The organism is Candidatus Polarisedimenticolia bacterium (assembly GCA_035764505.1).
GTDB lineage: Bacteria > Acidobacteriota > Polarisedimenticolia > Gp22-AA2 > AA152 > AA152.
Genome location: DASTZC010000261.1, coordinates 1 through 20692 on the forward strand (window position 1 = coordinate 1; position 20692 = coordinate 20692).

The window sequence follows — 20692 nt, forward strand, 5'->3', positions numbered from 1 at the left end:
TCTTTTCGATCTCGGCGCACAGGTCGGGATTGTCCTTGAGCAGCTGGCGGGCTGCCTCGCGCCCCTGGCCCAGGCGGGTCTCGGCGTACGAGATCCAGGAGCCCGATTTGTCGAGGACTCCCTGGGCGATGCCCAGATCCAGGAGGTCGCCTTCGCGCGAGATTCCCTGACCGTAGAGGATGTCGAACTCCGCCAGCTTGAAGGGGGGCGCCATCTTGTTCTTCACCACCTTCATGCGCGTGCGGCTGCCGATGTCGGTGTCGGCCTCCTTGATCGAGCCGATGCGGCGGATGTCGATGCGCACCGAGGCGTAGAACTTCAGGGCGCGCCCGCCGGTGGTGGTCTCGGGATTCCCGAACATCACGCCGATCTTCTCGCGGATCTGGTTGATGAAGATGAGGGTCGTCCGGCTCTTGGAGACAATGCCGGTAAGCTTGCGCAGCGCCTGCGACATCAGGCGCGCCTGCAGCCCCACGTGCGCATCGCCCATCTCGCCTTCCAGCTCGGCGCGCGGCACCAGGGCGGCCACGGAGTCGATTACCAGGACGTCCAAAGCCCCTGAGCGCACGAGGACTTCCGCGATCTCCAGCGCCTGCTCCCCCGAATCGGGCTGTGAAATAAGGAGATTATCGGTGTCCACCCCCAATTTCTTGGCGTATTCTGGGTCGATGGCGTGCTCGGCGTCGACAAAAGCCGCCATGCCGCCAGCGCGCTGCGCCTGAGCCACGACGTGCAGGGCCAGCGTCGTTTTTCCCGACGATTCGGGGCCGTAGATCTCCACGATCCTGCCGCGCGGCAAGCCCCCGATCCCCAGCGCGGCGTCCACCGAAAGGGACGTGGTGGAGATTGTCGCGATGTTGGACAGGACCTCCTTGGATCCCAGGCGCATGATGGAGCCCTTGCCGAACTGCTTTTCAATCTGGGACAGCGCCATGTCGATGGCGCGTCCTCGCTCTTTCAGATCCTGGGACATCGCGTCGTCCTTCCTGGAAAAAGGGGGAAAACTTTGGATGAAGGCCAAGAGGCCGCATCTTAGAAGTTGGCGTCCATCCCTGTCAAGAACCGCAAGACCCGGCGACGTGGCAAGCCGCACGCCAGTCAGACAACGATTCGCTGTCCGCCCCCTGCTCGCCCCGAGAACCCCTCTCGATCCAAGAGTTGCGTCCCGGCATCAATCCAATTCATCGAGGATCTGGATGCAGGTAAAAACCGAATAGAGCTGTTCAAATGTGAACACGGCCGAACATGGGTGTAACGTCCAGGCCGTGGTCGCGGAATTTCATAAGAAAAAGGCAATAAATGGTCAATATTCTTGACTTTGGGTAAAACCACCTTCTATATTACGTAAGTATTGTTCGTGACCAACCCGTAGAGGGCACTCCAAACCATGCCATCTCAAAGACTTCTACCGCTAGTACTGTTGCTTTCGCTGGCCACTGCCGCCTGCGCCTCCGGCCACAATTCCTCCGGCGCGCGGCCCGTCTCCGTCATTCCGGCGTCGGCGACGCCCCTATTGACACCGCCAGCGGCCGCGGAAACGTCAGATTCCGGACAGGAGCCTGCGAAGGACCAGGCGCCGGCCCCCTCGGACAAGGTCGGGGCGGTCATCGAGGCGATGCAGGACCTCTACAACTCGGGACTCGAGGCGCACAAGGCGGGACGCTTCGACGAGGCGCGCGACTATTTCGACCAGGCGGTTGAGACGGCGCTGAACGGGCCGGTCGACATCGACGCCAACGTAGCGCTGAAGGCGGCCTACGAGGAGATGCTGGTCAACATCGACGGTTTGGAAGGGGACCTCTACCAGGACGGCGTCGCGCAGGGTGAAGAGCCTCCCAAGGACGAGCTGAAAGACATCACCGACTATCTCTCTCCCGAAGAAGCCGAGAAGGAGCGCGAGAAGGTCCAGGCAGCCTCCCCGGAAGTCCAGTACGACATTCCGATGGTCCTCAACGACAAGGTGCTCACCTTCATCGAGGCTTTCCAGACGCGGATGCGCGGCCCCTTCGAGGCGGGCCTGGTCCGCTCGGGCCGCTACCTGTCGATGATCAGGAAGATCTTCGCGGAAGAAGGGGTGCCGCTGGATCTGGCCTACATGGCGCACCAGGAAAGCGCTTTCAAGACCAGCGCTTATTCGCGGGCCAAAGCCAGGGGACTCTGGCAGTTCATCGCTCCCACCGGGCGCAAATACGGATTGAAGCGGGACCAGTGGGTGGACGAGCGCTCCGATCCGGAGAAGTCGACGCGCGCGGCGGCCGCCTATCTGAAGGACCTCTACGCGATGTTCGGCGATTGGCACCTGGCGATGGCCGCCTACAACGCCGGCGAGGGGAAGGTGGGGCGCGGACTGACGCGTACCGGCACCAAGGATTTCTGGAGCCTGGCTTCGAACAAGCGGGCCCTACGCACCGAGACCAAGAACTACGTTCCGGCCATCCTTGCCTCGATGGTCATCGACAAGGCGCCGCAAGAGTACGGCTTTCACGTGGAGCCGGTGGCCGAGCTGACGTATGACTGGGTGAAGCTGGACACCGCCACCGACCTCAAGGTGGCGGCCGAGTGCGCCGGCATCTCGGTGGACGAGCTTCGCGATCTCAACCCGGAGCTGCGGACGATGGCCACGCCCCCGTATGCCGAGGGGTACTCGCTGCGCGTGCCCTTCGGATCCGGGCAGAGCTTCTCGGAGAAGTACGCGGCCATCCCCGCCACCGAGCGGCTGAAGTGGGCCACCCACGTGGTGCGCCGCGGCGAGACGATCGGCGTCATCGCCCGCAAGTACGGCGTGTCGACCTCCGCCGTGCTGACCGCGAATTCGCTCAAGAGCTCGCGCCTGCACGCGGGCCAGTCGCTGATGATCCCGCTGTCGGGCGGCATGACGCAGCAGCCGGTGGAGCGGGCGCAGTACGATGAAGAGGCGCCGACCTACGATCGCGGCGAGAAGGTCGTGCACCGCGTCCGCAAGGGCGAGACGCTGCAGAAGATCGCGGCCCGCTACCATACGACGATCGACAGTCTGAGGTCCTGGAACGGCATCTCCGGCTCCTCGATCCGCGCCGGCCAGCGCATCACCGCCTATTACCGGACGGTGGCGACGGCGCCGGTGGACACCAACGACGCGCCGGCGACGGTGGCGGCAGGCGGCGAGTACAAGGTGCGGCGCGGCGACACGCTGTACAGCATCGCGCAGCGCTTCGGCATGACGGTGGACCAGCTGCGCTCCGCCAACAACCTTGGGCGCAAGAGCGTCATCAAGCCGGGCGACCGGCTGAAGGTGTCGGGCGGCCCCGACGTGGAAGGCTCGCTGACGCGGCCTTCAGGCCCGTCGTCGACCAACGTCATCCGCTATCGCGTGCGCCCGGGCGACACCCTGGAGCGCATCGCGACCCGGCACAACGTGGAGGTCTCCGAGGTTATGCGCTGGAACAACCTTCACTCCGCGGACGAGATCTACGTCGGGACGACGCTGCGCCTGCACGTCAACTAGATTTTTGACAGCGGCGCGACGGGCCGCTAGCATGAAATTCGCTTCCGGGAGGGAGCGGACAGGGAGAGCCGAGGGGTAATACCCCGGGCTCTCCTTTTATTTTGCCCGGGTGAAAGGCGAACCGTGCTGGCCCGGGTTCAAAGCGGCGCGATCGTCGGGATCGAGGCCGTCCCCGTCTGGGTCGAGGTCGACCTGTGCGGCGGCATTCCCTGCGTGAACATGGTGGGGCTTCCCGATGCCGCCGTGCGCGAGAGCCGCGATCGCGTGCGTGCCGCCATCCAGAACAGCGGCCTTTCCTTCCCCCCTCGCCGAATCACCGTCAATCTCGCCCCCGCCGCCTTGCGCAAGGAAGGCACGGCGCTGGACCTCCCCGTGGCCGTCGGCATTCTTCTGGGAGCCGGCACCATTGCGGCTGGAAAGGCCGATGGATTGTTCCTGGCGGGGGAGCTGTCGCTGGATGGCGGCCTGCGACCCGTCTCGGGGGCCATCTCGATGGCGCTGGCGGCGCGCGGGCTTGGCTGCCGCGGCATGCTGCTGCCCGCCTCGGTGGCATCGCAGGCTTCGGTCGTTCCTGGAGTCTCAGTCTTCCCGGTCCGCAGCCTCGCCGAGGTGGTGGCTTTTCTGATGGGCGAGTCGGAGATCGGGGCGCTGCCGGAGCTCGATTACTCCGCGGCGGGGGAGGAGGACTGGACCGGGGAGGACTTGGCCGAAGTGGCGGGCCAAAGGGCCGCCCGACGGGCGCTCGAGGTGGCGGCCTCGGGCGGTCACAACCTCTTATTAGTGGGGCCGCCCGGGTCGGGCAAGACGATGCTGGCCCGGCGGCTCCCGGGCATCCTGCCGCCTCTGGGGCGCGAGGAAGCAGTGGAGGCGACACGGGTCCACAGCGCCGCCGGATTGGTCCAGAACGGCACGCTGCTTCGCCGCCGGCCCTTCCGGGCGCCCCATCATTCCATCAGCGGCGTCGGCCTGGCGGGAGGAGGCTCGGTCCCGCGGCCGGGGGAAGTCTCGCTGGCGCACCACGGCGTTTTGTTCCTCGATGAGCTGCCGGAGTTCCGGCGCGGCGCGCTGGAAGTCCTGCGCCAGCCGATGGAGGAGGGGAAGGTCGTCATCAACCGGGCGCTGCAGATTCTGGAGTTCCCGGCGCGCTTCATGCTGGTGGCGGCGATGAACCCGTGCAAGTGCGGCAACCTGGGAGTGGCGGGGGCCGATTGCCGCTGCACGCCTCTGCAGGTGCGGGAGTATCGTGGCCGCATCTCCGGGCCGCTGCTGGACCGCTTCGACATCCACCTGGAGGTGCCGCGCGTTCCGGCCGGTGACTTGCACGCCACGGCGCCTGGCGAATCCTCGGAGGTGGTGCGCGACAGGGTAGCGGCGGCTCGCGAGACTCAGGGCCGGCGCTTTGCCGGCCGCGCGACGCGCACGAACGCGGCGATGACCGCGTCTCAGCTGCGCGAGCATTGCGCCCTCGATGCTGTGGGACGCAAGCTCCTGCGCGGCGCCGTAGACCGCCTCGGCCTCTCGGCCCGCGCCCACAACCGGATTCTCAAGGTGGCGAGAACGCTGGCCGATCTCGCGGGCGCGCCGGAAATCGCCCCCGTCCACCTCGCCGAAGCGATCCAGTACCGCTTGCTGGATCGCTCGGAACGCTAGGCCATCGAGGATTCACACCATGGCGCCGCAATCCTGGCGCTATAATTCCGCCAGATGAAGCAAATCGACCTGGACCTGGGAGATGGATGAATGACCGCCAACACGCCGAGATATGTGGCCTTGATAGTGGGCTTCTCGGTTATCCAGGCGATCGGCACCACGCGGGCAGCGCCCGAGAAGATTCCCAACGATAAAGTAATCCACCCTCTGATGAAAGGTGTGGCCGAGCCGCAGCTCATCCCGGGGTCGCGCATCAATCCGGTTTATCCCGAGCAATGGCTCAAACACCATCTTGGAGCGGTGGTGATTCTCCAAGGGGTCGTCGAGAAGAGTGGGAGCGTGCGAGAGCTCGCCCCCCTCAAGACCGATCTAAGAGTGGAAGAAGGGTGTTCCAAGGAGCCGGTGGATTCGAAGGACAAGCAGGGAGTCCCGCCCAAAGCGGCCCGTGACTTTGAGATCGCCGCCCTCAAGGCGGTGAAGCAATGGAAATATCGTCCGGCCGAGATGAACGACATGCCGGTCGAGGTTTTCTACACAATGATCGTGGAGTTCACCTCCTGCCCCGTGGAGCCTGGGAAGCAGCTCCCTTAGGCGGGTCCTGCGCTTCTGTCAGGCTCAATCACTAACCACGCCGGAAGGGTTCCTGCTTCCTTGAACAGCGTCTTCTTGGGAAAAAGGGCGGCCGCCTCGATTTCCTTTTCCGCTCTTGTCCACGGCGGGATCTCGCGGAAAGGCTCGAGGCGACCACCCAGGCTTTCTCCTCACGATGGCAAGGCTATCGCTGGCCTGAAAACCGCACGCTCAACGGTCCCCGGCCACCACGTACGCAACGTTGATTCCCGTCAGCAGGAAGTCGACGCGGCCGTCGCCGTTGACGTCTCCCAGTGGAAGAGCGTCGAAGCCGACTTCGCGCGCCGCTTCGGTGCCGGTGAAGGTGCGCAGCGTCCTACCGGCCTTCCCGGAGATGAGGTAGGTCTTTCCACCATCCTCAGCACCCGCATCGCTCAGGTTCGCGCTGATGATGAGCTCGGGGACCTTGTCGCCGTCCAGGTCGTGCACGGGCCGGCCGGCCCCGAAGCTGTCGCCGGCGATCTCTCCGTTGAAGATCTTGAGGGCCCCTTGATCTTCGCTGTTTCCCGAGAAGATGTAGCCGCGGCCGGTGTCCGGCCCGAGGCGGGTGTCGAGGAAGTCGGCGACGTAGATGTCCGGAACGCGGTCGCCGTTGAAGTCCTCCGACGCGTGCACGTAGAAATGCCCGAAGGTGGCGGCCGTGTTCTTGGGCGCTAGAGTCCGCAGGTAGGCGCCGTTCCGTCCGCTCAGGACATAGGCTTGTCCGGTACCGCTCGGATGGTTCGGGTCGCCGGCGGCGCCCACGCACTGCTCCGGAAGGCCATCGCCGTCCAGGTCGCCGACTCCCGAAACCCCGGTGCCCAGCGAGCCTTCCTCGAAATGCCCGTCCTGCGACCAGATCGTCGAGCCGTCGCGCCCCGAGATCGCAACAACCTGCCCCGAGAAGGTGGCGGTCGGGGAAGCGAGAGGCAACCCCACGATGAGATCGGCGTAGGTGTCGCCGTTCACGTCCCCCGCGGCATTGATGTCATAGCCGAAGAAGCTTCCCGCAGCCCCCGCCAGGTCGTAGAGCAGCGAATGGTCCTTCCCGGAGACGACGACGACCCGGCCGTTCTCACCGGGAGTGAAGCCGAATCGTCCCGGTCCTCCCGCTGCGTAGTCGGGAATCCCATCGTGATTCACATCCCCGACTCCCGCCACGCTGAATCCCAGGCGGTTGTTGGTGATTCCCGTCACCACGTTCAGGAGCGCTCCGTCCTTGCCGGAGTAGACGTAGGCCCGGCCGGAAAGAGTGCCGCCGGCGTTGCTGCGTGGCGCTCCGATGATGAACTCCGAGGCGCCGTCGCCATTCAGATCGCCGATGGCCGAGGCCATGAAGCCATAGAACCCGGGAGCCTCGGGCTGAAGCGTGTAGAGCACCTGGACATTGGGCTCCAGGAACTGGGCATGAGCCGGGGACGCCGATCCGATGGCGCCTCCCACGGCAAGGGCGACAAGGCCGAAGAGCCGATCGGTGCGAAGCCTGTGAGACATGAGGAACCTCCTTGGCATGGGGGATGGGCATTGGGGTGATGAATCAGCGGGGGCACTGCTGGCCGAGAGAGAGGTGATCACGATTGCTCCGATCACTTACCGCCAGTTGTGGATGCCCCCGGCCGTGAAGATCCTCTGAATGCCCGCGTGCATCAACGGGTTTGACGGAGAACTACATTTTCCGGGGATCAGGACCAGCTTCCGAGTGACCAAAGCCAGTCCTGCGGGCGGATGCCGTCAGACTGAAAAAAGCCGGGGAGGCGCGGCTCAGGGTCCCTTGCCGAGAAGGCGGCGAAGGTTGTCGCGGTAGGTGCGGGTCACGGTCAGCTCCTTGCCGCTGAGCATCCGGACGATGTACTCGCCGGTGAACCAGGGACGCAGGTCCTTGATGCGCAGGATGTTGATGATGACCGACCGGTGGATTCGCATGAACTGGCTTGGATCCAGCTCCGCCTCGAGCGCCTGCAGGGTCTGGCGATGCAGGTGGGATTCTCCGCCGAGGTGGAGCCTGACGTAATTCCCCTCCGATTCGATCCATTCGACCTGGTCCAGCTGCAGGAAGAAGATCCTTCCCTTTTCCTTGATCGGCAGGCGCGAAGTGCGCCGGATTAGAAAGTTGCTGCCCGCGAGGAAGTCCGCCAGCTGGCTCGCCACCTGGGATCCCCTCTCTGCGGCGATGCGCGACCGGGCGGAGAGGACCGCATCGCGGAAGCGCTCTTCCCGTAGGGGCTTGAGAAGGTAGTCGAGGGCGTGCGCCTCGAATGCCCGCAGCGCGTGGCTGTCGTAGGCGGTGACGAAGATGGTGAGAGGAAGCGGACAGCTCCGCTCCGCCAGGCGCTGCAGCACCTGGAAGCCGTCCATTTCGGGCATCTGGATGTCCAGGAACACCAGGTCGGGCCGAAGACGCTCGATTTCCTGGACCGCGGATGGTCCGTCCGCCGCCTCGCCCACGATCTCGAGTCCCGGATCGGCGTGAACGTAGGCCCGGATTGCCTCGCGGGCCAGCACCTCGTCATCCACCACCAGACATCGAATCGAATCGTTCATCGGCTCACCTCATCCGAGCTCGGACCGCCTCAGCGGTATCTCGAGGCGAAGCTCGGCTCCGCCTTCTTTGCGTCCCGAAATGTCGAGCCCGAAGGCGTCCCCATAGATCTGCTCCAGCCGCAGCCTCGTATTCCCGAGGCCGACCCCGGAGCCCTTGACGGGAAGCGTGCCGATCGCCTGCACGGGGCCATCGTTGATGATGCGGACGCGCATCTTTCCATCGAGGATTTCGGTGCCGAGCTCGAGAACGCCGCCCGAGCGGATCTGGGCGATTCCATACTGGATGGCGTTCTCCACCAAGGGCTGAATCAACATGTTGGGCACTCGCACGTCCAGGGTTTCGGGGTCGATATGCAGGCTGACCCGCAGCCGCTCGCCGAATCGCATCTGCTCCAGGTCCAGGTAGGCCTTCACGAAATCCAGCTCGTCGCGCAACGGGACCTCGTTGTCCTGCCAGCGGGCCAGGGCGACGCGCAGGAGGTCGCTCAGGCGGAGAAGCATCTCGCGGGCCGTCGCGGTGTCGCGGATCATCAAGGTCGAGATGCCGTTGAGAGTGTTGAACAGAAAATGAGGATGGAGCTGGAGCTTGAGGACCTGGAGCTCGTACTCGGCCATCTGCCGGCGGAGATCCGCTTCTCGTAGCTCCCGCCGGCGGAGCAGCTGGTAGTGCTGGATTGCGAGGACGGCCGTCACGATGCTGGTGTACATCCAGAACTGCTCGAACAGGTTCGAGCGGATCAAGGCCCAGGTCGATTCCACCGTGGCGGGAAGGCTCGCGCCAGTCTCGGCGTCGACGATGGGAGGTCCGATCACGAATCGCAAAGCCGCGTAGAGAACCATGAAGGCTCCCAGCCCCCCGAGATGCGCCAGCAGGGAAGCCGGCCAGCGACGGGAGGGGAAGGGATAGCGACGGCAGAGCCAGAGGCAGGGGAAGGTCAAAAGGGCGTAGATGAGGTAGCGCCGGATGGGGTGCCCGAGGGCCGCGGCGAGGGTGATGGAGTGGCTCGGCTGGTTCAGATAGTTCTGAAACCCGAGGAAGGCTCCCAGGAAGATCCAGATTCCCAGGACCAGGAACACACACCGCCATCCGGCAAGGGGAGCGCGCCGCCCTTCCGCCCGGACGGTCGCATCGGATGAGTCCATGAGCTCGATTGTACTCGCTGCGCCGGCCCCGCTCGTGCGCCTGGTCCCGTTTCCCCGTACGCTCGCCCCTGAAATCTGTACGCAGGCGGAATTTGTAGGGGGCCGTGCTGTGGATGCTGGACGTGCGGGCCTTAGCGGCGGGGGAGTCGGTCCGGACCTCTATTGGCTGGTCGACGCTTTACCGAATCCCTAGGGATCCCCGGGGGGGGGGGGGTGGTGTGGTGCAGGGCCGCCAAGGCGGCGACCAGCTCTGCCGCACCGACGGGCTTCGTCAGGTGAGTCGTGTAACCCGCTTGCAGCGCGCGCTCGCAGGCCTCAGGCGTCCCGAACGCGGTGAGGGCGATCGCCGGAATCCGGCCGCCATTTCCGGGAGGGAGGGAGCGGATGGCGCGTATCAGCCAGTAACCATCCCGTCCCGGCATGGCGATGTCGCTTACCAGCACGTCAGGCCGCTGCTGTTGAATCGCCTCGAGAGCCTCGTCAGCGGACCTGACGGCGAGCACTTCCGCTCCATGCTCCTCCAGGAGACGCCGGACCGGCTCACGGGCTTCGAGCTCGTCGTCGACGATGAGCACCATGGAGCCCGCGAGCGACGCAGGCGACAGCTCGGGGCCTTTCACCGGCGCAACGGCTGCCCGGGGTTCGGAGGCGAGCGGGAGCGAAACGGTGAAAGTCGCGCCTTTCCCCTTTCCAGGACTGCGCGCCGACACGCTTCCTCCGTGCAGCTCGACGAGCTGTTTGGTTACGGCCAGGCCGAGCCCCAGGCCGCCCTGGGAGCCACCCGACGTGGGCTCGCTTTGCCGGAAGCGCTCGAAGATGTGCGGCAGTGCCTCTGCGGTGATGCCTTGGCCGGAGTCGCTCACGATCGTCTCGGCCCGTGAGTCCACCTGGTGCAGATCGACCCTGATTTCACCGCCCGGGCCGGTGAATTTGATGGCGTTGGAGAGGAGATTGCCGAGCACCTGCTGGAGCCGGGAGGAATCGGCGAGAATGAAGAGTGGATCCGGGGCGGCCTGCAAATCGATGCGAATCTGCTTCTCGAGAGCGGCCGGCTGCGCCGTGTCGATCGCCGCCTTGACCTCGCCACGCAGGTCGACCCCGCGAAGGACCAGCGACAGTTTGCCGCCCGCGATCCGCTCGACGTCGAGCAGGTCGGAGATGAGCTGGGCCTGCATCTTGCTGTTGCGGGCGATGACCTCCACGCCTCTCTTGCGGTCGTCGTCGCTGAGACCCGCTTGCTTGAGTACCTGGGCCCAGCCGGAGATGGCGTTCAGCGGCGTGCGGAGCTCGTGGGACAGCACGGCAATGAAGCGGCTCTTGTCGCGGTTGGCCACGTCGAGCTCCTCGGCGCGCCCGCGCAGCTCCCCTTCGAGGAGCTCGTGCTCCTTGTCGGCTCGTCGGCGCTCGCTGATATCCTCGAAGGCGAGGAGGATCGATTCCTTCGTTTCGCCCGGAACGACGAGCTTTCGGGAGCTGAGCTTCATGACCTTCCAGCCGATGTGCGGGAACTCGTGCTCGATGACGACGTCGTCGATGCCCGCTTCGGCCGAAAGGACACCCGTCAGGAGCTGGCGCAAGGCCGGCGTTTCCCACCCTCCGCCGGCCACCTCGTAGACGGGACGGCCGATGGTCTCCTCGCGGAGGCCGCGGAAAAACTCGTAGAACGAGCGATTGGCGCTTCGAACGCGCAGCTCGTCATCCAGGACGAGGACTGGCTCCGCCACCGTGTCGACGATGGTCTCCGCGTACTCGCGGGCACGGCGGAGCAGGTCCACGTCCGTCATGGTCAGCACCGCGCCGTCGACCTTGCTCTCCAGGGACAGGTAGGGACGAAGGCGGAGGCAGTACCAGCGGCTGTCCCTGGCCTGGATTTCGCGCTCCTTGGGCGTGACCGTGTCGATGACCTCGGTGAGAAGCGATTCCAGGTCGGGAAGATCAATCCCCATCCTGATGTCGCTGATGGACCGTCCGACATCCGCGGGGATGATGCTCAGGAGGCTCGCCGCCATGGGGCTGAACCGCCGGATGCGCAGGTCGCGCCCGACGATGATGATGGGAACCTGGACGCTGTTGATCAGGTTCGTGAGATCGCTGTTGACCTGGCCCAGCTCCAGGTTGCGGCTGTGCAGCTCTTCGTTGATGGTCGTCAGCTCCTCGTTGCTGGATTGGATCTCCTCCTTCGTGGTCTCGAGCTCCTCGTTGATGCTCTGCAGCTCCTCATTGGCGGATTGCGCCTCCTCGTTGGTCGATTGCAGCTCCTCCATCGCGGCGTCGTGCTGCTCGCACAGGGCCTCCAGGTAGTCACGCGTGCTCGCCAGCTCGTGCTCGAGACGGGAGGAGCTCGCCGCACGGGGCTCCTGCTTCGCCTTGCTGACCGTCTTGTGCTTCCCGGCCGCGCCGCGTGCTTTCCCGGTCGGGGCGTTCTCGAACACGACGAGGAAGCCGCCGTCCTCCGGCGAGGTTCCCTTGAGCGGACATACCTTCAAGTCGACCTCGCGCGATTCGTCGTTGAAGCGGACCTGGACGCGATCCTCGCGGACCGCCTCGTTCGCCTTCCTCGCCCGGCGCAGCAATGCCCGGAGAGGAACGAGCAGGCCCGGACGGGCCATCTTCAGGAGCGCGAAGCTCGCCTTCCCCTCAGAGGGCGCGAGGTAGGGCTCGATATTCCCCCGGAACTGGAGGATCTCGAAGTTCGCGTCGACGAGCACGGCGGCGGGGGCGAACCCCAGGAGCAGGCGGTCGGCCTCCTTGTGCAGATCGGGTGTGCCGAATGCGGAAGCGATCCGGGACGATGGCCCGATTCCTTCGGGCCGCCTGGCGTACCCGGTTCCGGCGCTCCTCGTGGGCAGGGTGGCCGGCGATCGTCCGGACCCCGGCTTCTTGACGAAGATCTTGTGCTTCGCGTCCTCGGCTCCGAACAGGCCGCGGTACTGGCCGACCGTCTCCGATGCCCCGAGGATGAGATATCCCGTCGGCTTGAGCGCGTAGTGCAGGATCGGGACGATCCGCTGCTGCAGCGCCGGCTCCAGGTAGATGAGCAGGTTCCTGCAGCTGACCAGGTCCATCCGCGAGAACGGCGGATCGGTCGCCGCGTTGTGGCGGGAGAAGACGCACATCTCGCGGATCGACTTGTTGATGCGGAAGCTTCCATCGACTTCCACGAAGAAGCGCCGCAAGCGCTCCTGCGACACGTTCTCCAGGCGCTCCTTGGGGTAGACGCCGGCGCGCGCCCGGCCGATCCCGGCGAGGTTCACATCGGTGGCGAAGATCTGCGCCGGGGCATGGCTTTTCGAGGACTCCATGCTCTCCGACAGGATCATGGCGAGCGAGTAGGCTTCCTCGCCCGTGGAGCAGCCCAGGACCCAGACCCGCAGCGGGTCCTGGCGGGGGCGGTTCTCGAGGAGCGCCGGGATGACCTTCGCTTTCAAGGCCTCGAACATCCCGGGGTCCCTGAAGAAGCCCGTCACGTTGATCAGGATGTCCTGGCAGAGAGAATCGATCTCCGCGGGGTTGTCCCGGAGGAACTTCGCATAGTCCGCCAGCCCGTCTTTCTTGAGGAGAATCATGCGCCGCGTAATGCGGCGGACGAGGGTGCTCGCCTTGTACAGCGAGAAATCGACGTCGCAGCCGGAGCTCAGGACCTGCAGGATAGGCGCCAGGTCCGCCTTGCCGAGCGCGGATCCGGGCGCCTCTCCGATGACCGGGACGTCCGGCGCCACGAAGGGATGGGTGGCAATCCGCGTTAGCTCGGCCGCGATTCCCTCCGGAGGGAGAACGAAGTCCACGGACCCGGAAGCGACGGCGCTCTGCGGCATACCGTGATATTGAGCCGTGTCGTCCTGGGCGAAGGTGATGCCGCCGCCGGCCTTGATCTCCTCGATCCCGACGGTGCCGTCGGTGGCCGTGCCGGAGAGGATCACGCCGATGGCCATGTGCCCCTGATCCTCCGCGAGCGACCGGAGAAACCGATCGATCGGGTGACGCGGCTGCGCGTCGCGGGCGAACAGCTTGAGGTGTCCCCCGGCGATGGTCATGTTCCGGTTCGGGGGAATCACGTAAACATGGTTGGGCTCGATCTCCGGCTCGTCGGCGACCTCGCATACTGGCATGGATGCGGCGCGCGAAAGAATCCCGGCCAGGGCGCTCTCATGCGAGGGAGCCAGGTGCTGCACGAGGACGAAGGCCATGCCGGTATCGTCGGGGAGGGCGCGCAGCAGCTGGGTGAAGGCCTCCAGCCCGCCTGCCGAGGCCCCGACGCCGACGACAGGGAATCTGGGTTTCACCTCCGGCGCCGCGTCCTCCTCGACGCCAGCGTTGGCCGCGGGCTCTTTCCCTCGCGGGTTGAGCGAGCGGAGCTTCTTATTATTTTTGTTGCGCATGGGGGATGCTTCCCGGTCGGCCCGCGCTCTTCCTGGCTCCGATGTTTTTTTGTCTCGATGCTGAACCATGGACCGCCACACGAAGTAGTCAGGCGGCACTTTGCACGGCGGCCACGATCGCTCTGGCGCCGTGCGAGCGGCCATGACCGGAAGCGAACGATAACCCAATTGTCTGACGTACGTCGCTAGTCTATACCACTCGCGCGCGCCTTTAGCGCACGCGTACAACCTTTTCTCCGCGGGGCCGACTTGGTCGGCGGGCCGAGCATGGCCTCGCTCGACCTCGCTGAAGCGATACCGTAATTCACGTAGATCATTAATTCACGCGATGCATTGAGTCCCTGACGCGCACGGAATATGGCACTTGGCTCGGCTACTGGTACCTCTCCCGCGGGAAGAAGAATCCGTGCGGCGCAGCCACCTACGGCTCCGCCCAGAGATGCCGGCATTGCATCCTGCCCTCGAGCCTTATAGGAAAGAAGTGACGGGATGCTCGCCGAATTGGCGGAGATTGGACACCCTACCGCCAGTTCCCGGCGGCGACGAAGGCGGCCCAGTAGAAAGGATGGGTGCTGCGTCCTTGCGCCCGGCGTGCCTGAAGAAGCCCGAGGCTCGCTGCGCGGATCGCCTCGGGGGTGGAGCGCCCTTCGAGGCGCTGCTCGTAGAGGCGGTGCATCCACTCGCGCGTCGATGAATCCTCGACTTTCCACAGGCTCATGATCAAGGTCTGCGCACCCGCCAATTCGAAGGCGCGTCGCAGCCCCATGACCCCTTCCCCGTCCTGGACCTTGCCCAGTCCCGTCTCGCATCCCGACAGAACGGCCCATTCCACGTGCGACAGATCCAGAACGGCGATCTCTTCGGCGGTCAGGATTCCGTCGTCGTCGGCGGGGTCGGTCGTGCGCCGTCGGTTGGCGCCGGCGAATGCGAGACCGGAGAGCAGCATCGGGCTGTCTTCCTGCGAAGACCTGGCCTTCGCGGAGTCGTTGGGGACTTTGGGCGGCTGACACCGATCCTGCAGGAAGAAGCCGTGCGTCGCCACGTGGACCACCTGGAAATCGGGGGCCATCACCTTGAACGCGGTTTCGGTCGCCTGCCGTCCGCTGAGGGACAGGCTGGGTTTCGCGGCAGACGGCTGAGCGCCCGAGGCAGGCCAGAGGGATCCAATCTCGGAGATCTCGCGCGCCGCGTCCGGAAGGATCCCGAACCGCATCGATCCGAAGTCCTGGCATTCGGGAGGAGCGCTACGGAAGACGGTACGGCCCTTCGGGGCACCGGGCACCCCGCTGCCCGTCTCCAGCTGCGCGGTTTCGAGGCGGAGCTCGTCGGCGGGCGCATCGAAATCCGGTCCTCCCAGCGCCAGGAACTTTCTGTGGGCGCCCGAGGGAGGCGCTTGCCGGAGCAGGTCCCTTTCGGTCGACAGGTAATGGATAAGCGGACCGCCCTCCACCAGGTAACCGCCGTTCTCGACCGGGAGACTATAGAAGCTGACGAGGTGAATCGCCCCGTCGGGAACGATGAACACCTGGCGCGCACCGCGCAGGCCTCCTGACAGAGGATCCCAGATCAGCTTGCGCAGGGATCGGGAGATCTCCCGGTAGCGCTCTTCCGAGCGATCGGACAGATAGGAGCGGGGAGGTCCCAGCGCTTCCTTCCAGCGGCGTATCGAGGTGTCGATCCGATCGGCCGGGCCCAGGGGGATGGCGATCGGGTCGCGGCGGCCGGCGGGCAAGACCAGCGCCAGGTAGCTCGGCACGGGTGCCGGGGCCTTCGGCTCTCCTGCCGCGGGCAACGGCAGCAACGAGAATCGGAAGAAGGCGACCAATGCCGATCCGGAAGGCAGGGCCGCCCGCACTTCGTGCAAGCCCGCGCGGCTGGTCGCCATCCGATCGCGGAACTCGGCGCTCCTTTCCGCGAGCGTCCGCTCCACTTGCTCCTTTCCCGCCACGAGGCGCGTGATGACCGCCCGGTGCTCGGTGGGGGTCGAAGATCCCGGGCCCCGGACCGTCGCGGCCGAGAGGCGCTCGCTGGCTCGCGCGAGATCGGCCTTCAGGGCTTCCACCTCGGGGCCCGCGCCCGCCAGGAAGCGATGACGAAAGGCCATCTCGTCCAGGACGACCGACCGGGAGCCGATCATCTGGTTCCAGACGGCTTCGATGCCTGCCGCGCTTCGCTCCTTTCCCAGATCGAGAATCGAAAGGGCGATCTGCGTCCCGAGAGCCTGGACCTCCTGATAGGCCAGAGCTTCCCGTTCCGACAGGACGCGGGAGAGATCCAGGAAGTTGTTTCGGCCAATCGACTCCGCTCGGAGCGCATGGGTGGCCGCAGCCTCGTAATCGCCCGCCGCGTACTCGACTCGCGCCATCCCGCTCAGCGTCGATACCAGGGCGCGATGATTGGGTCCGAAGGATCTCTCCTGAATCCTCAGGATTTGTTCCCATGTCTCGCGAGCCCGGGCCGGGTTGGGAGAGTGGGACAGGACTTCCGCGAGACCGTTGAGGTAGAAGGGAGTTCTCCATCCGTCGGGCCCGGTGGATTTCTCGCCGATCTGCATGGCCCGCCGGGCAGTGGCCTCCGCCGCCTCGTGCTCCCCCAGCCCTGATTGGGCGAGCGCCAGTCCGACGAGGCCCGTCGCGAAGGTCGAATCCTCGGGGCCCAGCTCGCGCTCCCAGATCCGGACCGCCCGCTCGGAAAGCGCTTTCGCGTGCTGGAAATCTCCCAAGGACCGGTAGATATCCGCCAGCCCATCCAGGCTGGTGCCGACCCAATGGTGCTCGGGGCCAAAGAGGCGCTCGCGGATCCTCAACGACCTTTTCGCAGCTTCGAGCGCCCGGGGATAATCGCGGATCGTGCGGTACGCCTGGCCCAGAGAAAGAAGGGCTCCGGCGAGCTCCGCCGACGGGGGGCCGGGTCGGGCCTCCCAGAGCGCCACCAGCCGCCGGGCGTAGAGCAGGACATCAGCGTCGCGTCCCAGACGTCTCATATCGAACATCATCTCGGACAGGGTATCCCCGAGATCCGGGTGGACAGGCCCGAGCACCTTCTCCTGGATGGCCAGGCTGCGACCGGCAAGCTCGGTGCCCTCGATGAATCTTCCTTCGTAGGACAACAGGTTCGCTCTCTTGATGATGATCCTCGCGTAGCACAGGCTTTCCGGCCCGCAGGCGGCTTCCGCCTTCCGCGCCACGCCATCGAGGAGAAAGTCGTCCTCCTCGCTCAGGGTGCGCCCGCCCTCGTAGGTGCAATAAAGCAGAACCTGCAGAATTCTCGCCGCGTCCCGACTCGGGTCGTTGCCCGTGAATTCGAGCTCCGCGAGCGCTTCCATCGCGCCCGCATGCGCTTCGGCATAGGACCTTTGCTTGGCGAGGGTTTCGAGCTCATCGACGGAGGGGGCTGCGGCCGGGAGGGAGCTCCAGGGCAGCGCGAAAAGCGGCACGAGAAAGAGAGCCTTCAACTTGGATCCGGGGGAGGGTATCTTAGCGGGTCCGTTCAACGCCCAGCGCCTTCATGGCGCTGGGCTCGCTGTCGTAGACCTTGAGGATGTGGCTGAGGTGCACCAGCTCGAGCGCGGCGCGGACCTTGGAGGTGGGGGCCAGCAGCGCGATGTCGCCTCCTTTGTCGACGGCGGCCCATTTCGAGGCGACCAGCTCGCCGATGCCGCCTGAGTCAATCGCTACCGTACGCCTGAGGTCGATAAGGATCTGGCGCAGGTCTGCCTTGAGCGCCTCGTGCGTGGCCTCTCGCAGCTCCGGCGCGCCCTTTTCGAGGTAGAGGTTTCCAATGACTTCGATCACGGCGATTTTGCCGGTCACCCTCATGTTGATCGATGTCAGACGATTCTCGCCGGCTCCCACGGCAATGCCCCTAGGTAGGTTTCCTTCAGGCGTCCAAATCCTATCCTCGACGCTTCACTTTCGGCAAGCGCCGGCTCCAACTTTTGCATGGCTATGACCCCTACCGGACAATCACATCGAACGCGAAAGTACACGTTGTCAGCATAAGGGTTCATGCTTTTTCAGTAACCCTACAGCACATTTGCTACGAGGGGTTTGGACCGTTATCGGCCCTAATTCTACACCTCCCAGGAGATGCGCTCGCGCTACAGGTTCAGCCGATCTAAGGGCACACGGTTTGCTCTTCGACGGGGACGCAGATTCACGTCCATTCAAGGAGAGATCATGACGACGAAGAATCCGGAAAAAGACGATCGCTGGAACGAGGAGCGCGGTGGCACGGGCCAGGCCGGCAGTCGGGGCGAGGGCGGCGGGCAGAGTGGCCAGGGTGGCTCGAGCGGTCAGCGTGGCGGTCAGGGCGGTCAGGGCGATCGCGGTAGCCAGGGCGGTCAGGGCGGCCAGGGTGGTCGCGGCGGCCAGCAGGGCGGCGGTCAGGGCGGCCAGCGTGGCGGCCAGGGCAGCGGAAACCGATAACCTGTTTCGATGAGCTTCCGAGATCGCACCCTTGGAGGCAGCGGCTGAAAACGGCCGCGCCTCAAGGGCCGCCACTTCAACGGGCTGAGATCCTCGCGGAGAGCCGTCACCATCCTGGGCTGAAGCCGGGTATGAATCGGTACAGGGTCGATGACGGCTCCGCGAGGGGGAGTCCCAGAAAATCGAATCCGCACTCATAACCCCGTCCGGAGGCACGAAGCCGCCGCCGGGGATCGCTTGTCCCGAACTAGGAGACGACAATGCCGATGCAGAGCCTGGAACAACTCTTCGTAGACAAGCTCAAGGACATCCACGATGCGGAGAAGCGCATCGCCCGGGCCCTGCCCAAAATGGTCAAGGCGGCCGCGTCACCCGAGCTGGCGGCGGCTTTCGAGGAGCACCTCCTGGTGACCGAAAAGCAGATCGAGAGACTGGACAGGATCTTCGCGAGCTGTGCAATCTCCTCGGGCCGGAAGATCTGCCATGGGATGAAGGGGATCCTCGAAGAGGGAGAGGAGCTGCTGAGCAAGGAGAGGAATGAGGCCGAGGAGTCGGTGCTGGATGCCGCCCTGATTGCGGCCGCCCAGGAAGTGGAGCATTACGAGATTGGCGCCTACGGCTGCCTGAAGGCCTGGGCCGAGATTCTGGGCTGGAGCGAGGAGGCCCGTCTTCTGTCGCAGAGCCTGGATGAAGAAGAGCTCACCGCCGAGAAGCTCAGCGAGCTGGCCTCGGCCATCAACCCGCAGGCCATGGAAGCGGGCCACAGTGAATCCGAGGAAAAGGAAGTCGCCGAGGGCGGGAGAGGCGCCAGAAACGGCCACAGGCAAAAACAGCATCGCCGCGCCAGCTAGTCACGGGAAGCGGCTCTCCGGGCATCAGCTCTTCTTGGCGGCGGCTTCCTCCATCTGCTTGCGCAGGCTGAGCGGGCGCATGTCGGTCCAGACCTCCTTCACATAGGCGAGGCATTCGGCCTTCAGGCCGCTCTTGCCCGCGTCGCGCCATCCGGCGGGGTTCTCCCGGTCCGCCGGCCAGATCGAATACTGCTCCTCGTGATTCACCACCACCTTGTAGATCGTCGTATCTTCCGCATCGTCTTCGAACATCGGCTGCTCCTTCCCTCGTGAGAATTCAGCTCAACTCTTGACGTAGGCCGGCTGCGGGGCCGGCGAGACGGTTGAATCATTATCGTCGAGGCGGCGCAGGGGCGGATAGAACAGCGCCGCCAGCGCCGCCACGATGCTGAGGCTCCCCGCCACGATCAGGATCAGGGCAATGCCGCGTCCCGGTCCGGTGCCGATCAGCGGTCCGAGCCATCCGGCGAGACGGCCGCCCGGCGCCATGGCCGGCTCGGCCAGACGATCGGCCAGCGGCCCGGCGGCCAGCGACGCCAGCGGCATCGCCGACATGGCGATGGTGGTCCGCACCGCGAAGACCCTTCCCTGCAGATCGGCAGGGACGACGCGCTGCCAGATCACCTGGCTCGATCCCGCCGTGACCGGCATGAAGAAAAGGAAAAGGAAGGCCGCCGCGGCCAGCAGCGGCACGGAAGCCGTCACCCCGGCGGCGATGACTGCCAATCCCCCCAGGCAGGAAAAGAGGATCACTCCGAGCGCGGAACGGCGCGGCCCTCCCCACAAGCTCATCAGCGCGCTGCCACCGATCATCCCCATCCCGCCGATCGCCAGGATGGTCCCTAGCGCCGCGGGGGTGGAGAAGCTCAGCACCAGGGGGGTGAAGACCACCGTGGCCAGCTCGGTGAAGAAATTCACCACGGCGAACATGAGCAGCAGCGCCAGCAGCCCCGCGTGAGCGAAGATGTACCTCCAGCCGAACGGCAGGTCGTGCCGGTACGAGGTGCGCTCGGCGCCCGGCGGCGCCGCGGATGGAATCGCCGCGGCGAGGATCGTGGCGGCCGAGAAGAGAAAGGTGGCGACATCCAGAAGGGCCACGCCGAACAGGCCAATCCAGGTGATCAAGGCGCCGGCCAGCAGCGGCGCGAGCACCTGCGGCACCGACATCGCAAGCTGGGTCAAGCCGCTGGCCCGCCCGAGCTGATCGCGCGGCACAAGCAAGGTGACGGTGGCCGAATAAGCGGGCCACTGAACCACGGTGGCGGCGGAAGTGATGACGACGATGGCGCAAGCTCCCGCGAGCGACAGCGCATCGAGCCGGACCAGTATCGCCACCCCTGCAGAAGTCGCGGCGCCGATCAGGTCGCAGCCAGCCAGGAGGCGCTTGCGATTCCAGCGATCGATCAGGGGACCGGCCAGCGGCAGGATCAGCAGCGGCGGCAAGGCGGCGCAGAAGGTCACCAGGGAGTACTGCGTGGTCGAGGCGGTGCGCTGGAAAATCCAGACTCCGAGAGAGAAGGCGGTCAGCCCCGATCCGAGCATCGAGACGAGCTGGCCGGTCCATATCAGAAGGAAGGCGCGCACTCCGGGGCCGCGGAAAGAAGACAT

The 20692-nt window shown here is 65.4% G+C and carries 15 protein-coding genes; 6 read left to right on the top strand and 9 right to left on the bottom strand.

All coding sequences use genetic code 11. From position 1 onward, the window contains the following. Positions 1 to 973 (bottom strand): recombinase RecA (gene recA / locus VFW45_16895; GenBank protein ID HEU5182466.1); only part of this gene is annotated, 973 nt, incomplete at its 3' end. A 540-nt stretch (positions 974 to 1513) separates the two neighbouring features. Between recA and VFW45_16900 the strand changes: the two genes are divergently transcribed. From VFW45_16900 to VFW45_16910, 3 genes are all read left to right on the top strand, one after another. After that, positions 1514 to 3484, top strand: a complete 1971-nt coding sequence (locus VFW45_16900) for a LysM peptidoglycan-binding domain-containing protein (GenBank protein HEU5182467.1) — start codon at positions 1514 to 1516, stop codon at positions 3482 to 3484. A 123-nt stretch (positions 3485 to 3607) separates the two neighbouring features. Beyond that, the gene (locus VFW45_16905) at positions 3608 to 5134 is read left to right on the top strand and encodes a YifB family Mg chelatase-like AAA ATPase (GenBank protein ID HEU5182468.1); all 1527 of its coding nucleotides are present in this window, start codon (positions 3608 to 3610) and stop codon (positions 5132 to 5134) included. Positions 5135 to 5224: 90 nt separating this feature from the next. Continuing rightward, the gene (locus VFW45_16910; protein HEU5182469.1) at positions 5225 to 5725 is read left to right on the top strand and encodes a hypothetical protein; all 501 of its coding nucleotides are present in this window, start codon (positions 5225 to 5227) and stop codon (positions 5723 to 5725) included. A gap of 210 nt (positions 5726 to 5935) precedes the next feature. Here VFW45_16910 and VFW45_16915 read toward each other — a convergent pair whose 3' ends face one another. Then, the gene (locus VFW45_16915) at positions 5936 to 7237 is read right to left on the bottom strand and encodes an integrin alpha (GenBank protein ID HEU5182470.1); all 1302 of its coding nucleotides are present in this window, start codon (positions 7235 to 7237) and stop codon (positions 5936 to 5938) included. Between VFW45_16915 and VFW45_16920 the strand changes: the two genes are divergently transcribed. Further along, complete coding sequence (locus VFW45_16920; GenBank protein ID HEU5182471.1) at positions 7236 to 7376, top strand: hypothetical protein; 141 nt, start codon at positions 7236 to 7238, stop codon at positions 7374 to 7376. The genes VFW45_16915 and VFW45_16920 overlap by 2 nt on opposite strands. Positions 7377 to 7504: 128 nt before the next feature. On the opposite strand, the gene VFW45_16925 is transcribed toward VFW45_16920, so the two are convergent. The 5 genes from VFW45_16925 to VFW45_16945 all read right to left on the bottom strand — a co-directional run bounded on the left by VFW45_16925 (position 7505) and on the right by VFW45_16945 (position 17660). After that, positions 7505 to 8284, bottom strand: a complete 780-nt coding sequence (locus tag VFW45_16925) for a LytTR family DNA-binding domain-containing protein (GenBank protein HEU5182472.1) — start codon at positions 8282 to 8284, stop codon at positions 7505 to 7507. Positions 8285 to 8293: 9 nt separating this feature from the next. Then, entirely contained in the window at positions 8294 to 9427 is a 1134-nt protein-coding gene (locus VFW45_16930; GenBank protein HEU5182473.1) for a histidine kinase, read from the bottom strand. Positions 9428 to 9558: 131 nt separating this feature from the next. Further along, on the bottom strand, positions 9559 to 13710 hold the full coding sequence (locus VFW45_16935; protein HEU5182474.1) for a chemotaxis protein CheB: 4152 nt from the start codon (positions 13708 to 13710) through the stop codon (positions 9559 to 9561). A gap of 616 nt (positions 13711 to 14326) precedes the next feature. Continuing rightward, positions 14327 to 17260: a CHAT domain-containing tetratricopeptide repeat protein gene (locus VFW45_16940; protein ID HEU5182475.1), complete on the bottom strand. Its 2934-nt coding sequence runs from the start codon at positions 17258 to 17260 to the stop codon at positions 14327 to 14329. 22 nt (positions 17261 to 17282) lie between these two features. Continuing rightward, complete coding sequence (locus VFW45_16945; protein HEU5182476.1) at positions 17283 to 17660, bottom strand: STAS domain-containing protein; 378 nt, start codon at positions 17658 to 17660, stop codon at positions 17283 to 17285. A 324-nt stretch (positions 17661 to 17984) separates the two neighbouring features. Between VFW45_16945 and VFW45_16950 the strand changes: the two genes are divergently transcribed. Beyond that, entirely contained in the window at positions 17985 to 18233 is a 249-nt protein-coding gene (locus VFW45_16950; GenBank protein ID HEU5182477.1) for a hypothetical protein, read from the top strand. A 260-nt stretch (positions 18234 to 18493) separates the two neighbouring features. Beyond that, positions 18494 to 19084, top strand: coding sequence for a DUF892 family protein (locus VFW45_16955; GenBank protein HEU5182478.1), 591 nt, complete (start codon positions 18494 to 18496; stop codon positions 19082 to 19084). A 24-nt stretch (positions 19085 to 19108) separates the two neighbouring features. On the opposite strand, the gene VFW45_16960 is transcribed toward VFW45_16955, so the two are convergent. Then, a complete protein-coding gene (locus VFW45_16960) occupies positions 19109 to 19336 on the bottom strand; it encodes an MbtH family protein (protein HEU5182479.1) in 228 nt (75 codons plus the stop codon). Between the two features lie 30 nt (positions 19337 to 19366). After that, positions 19367 to 20692 (bottom strand): MFS transporter, encoded by a 1326-nt coding sequence (locus tag VFW45_16965; GenBank protein ID HEU5182480.1) that lies wholly within the window; start codon positions 20690 to 20692, stop codon positions 19367 to 19369.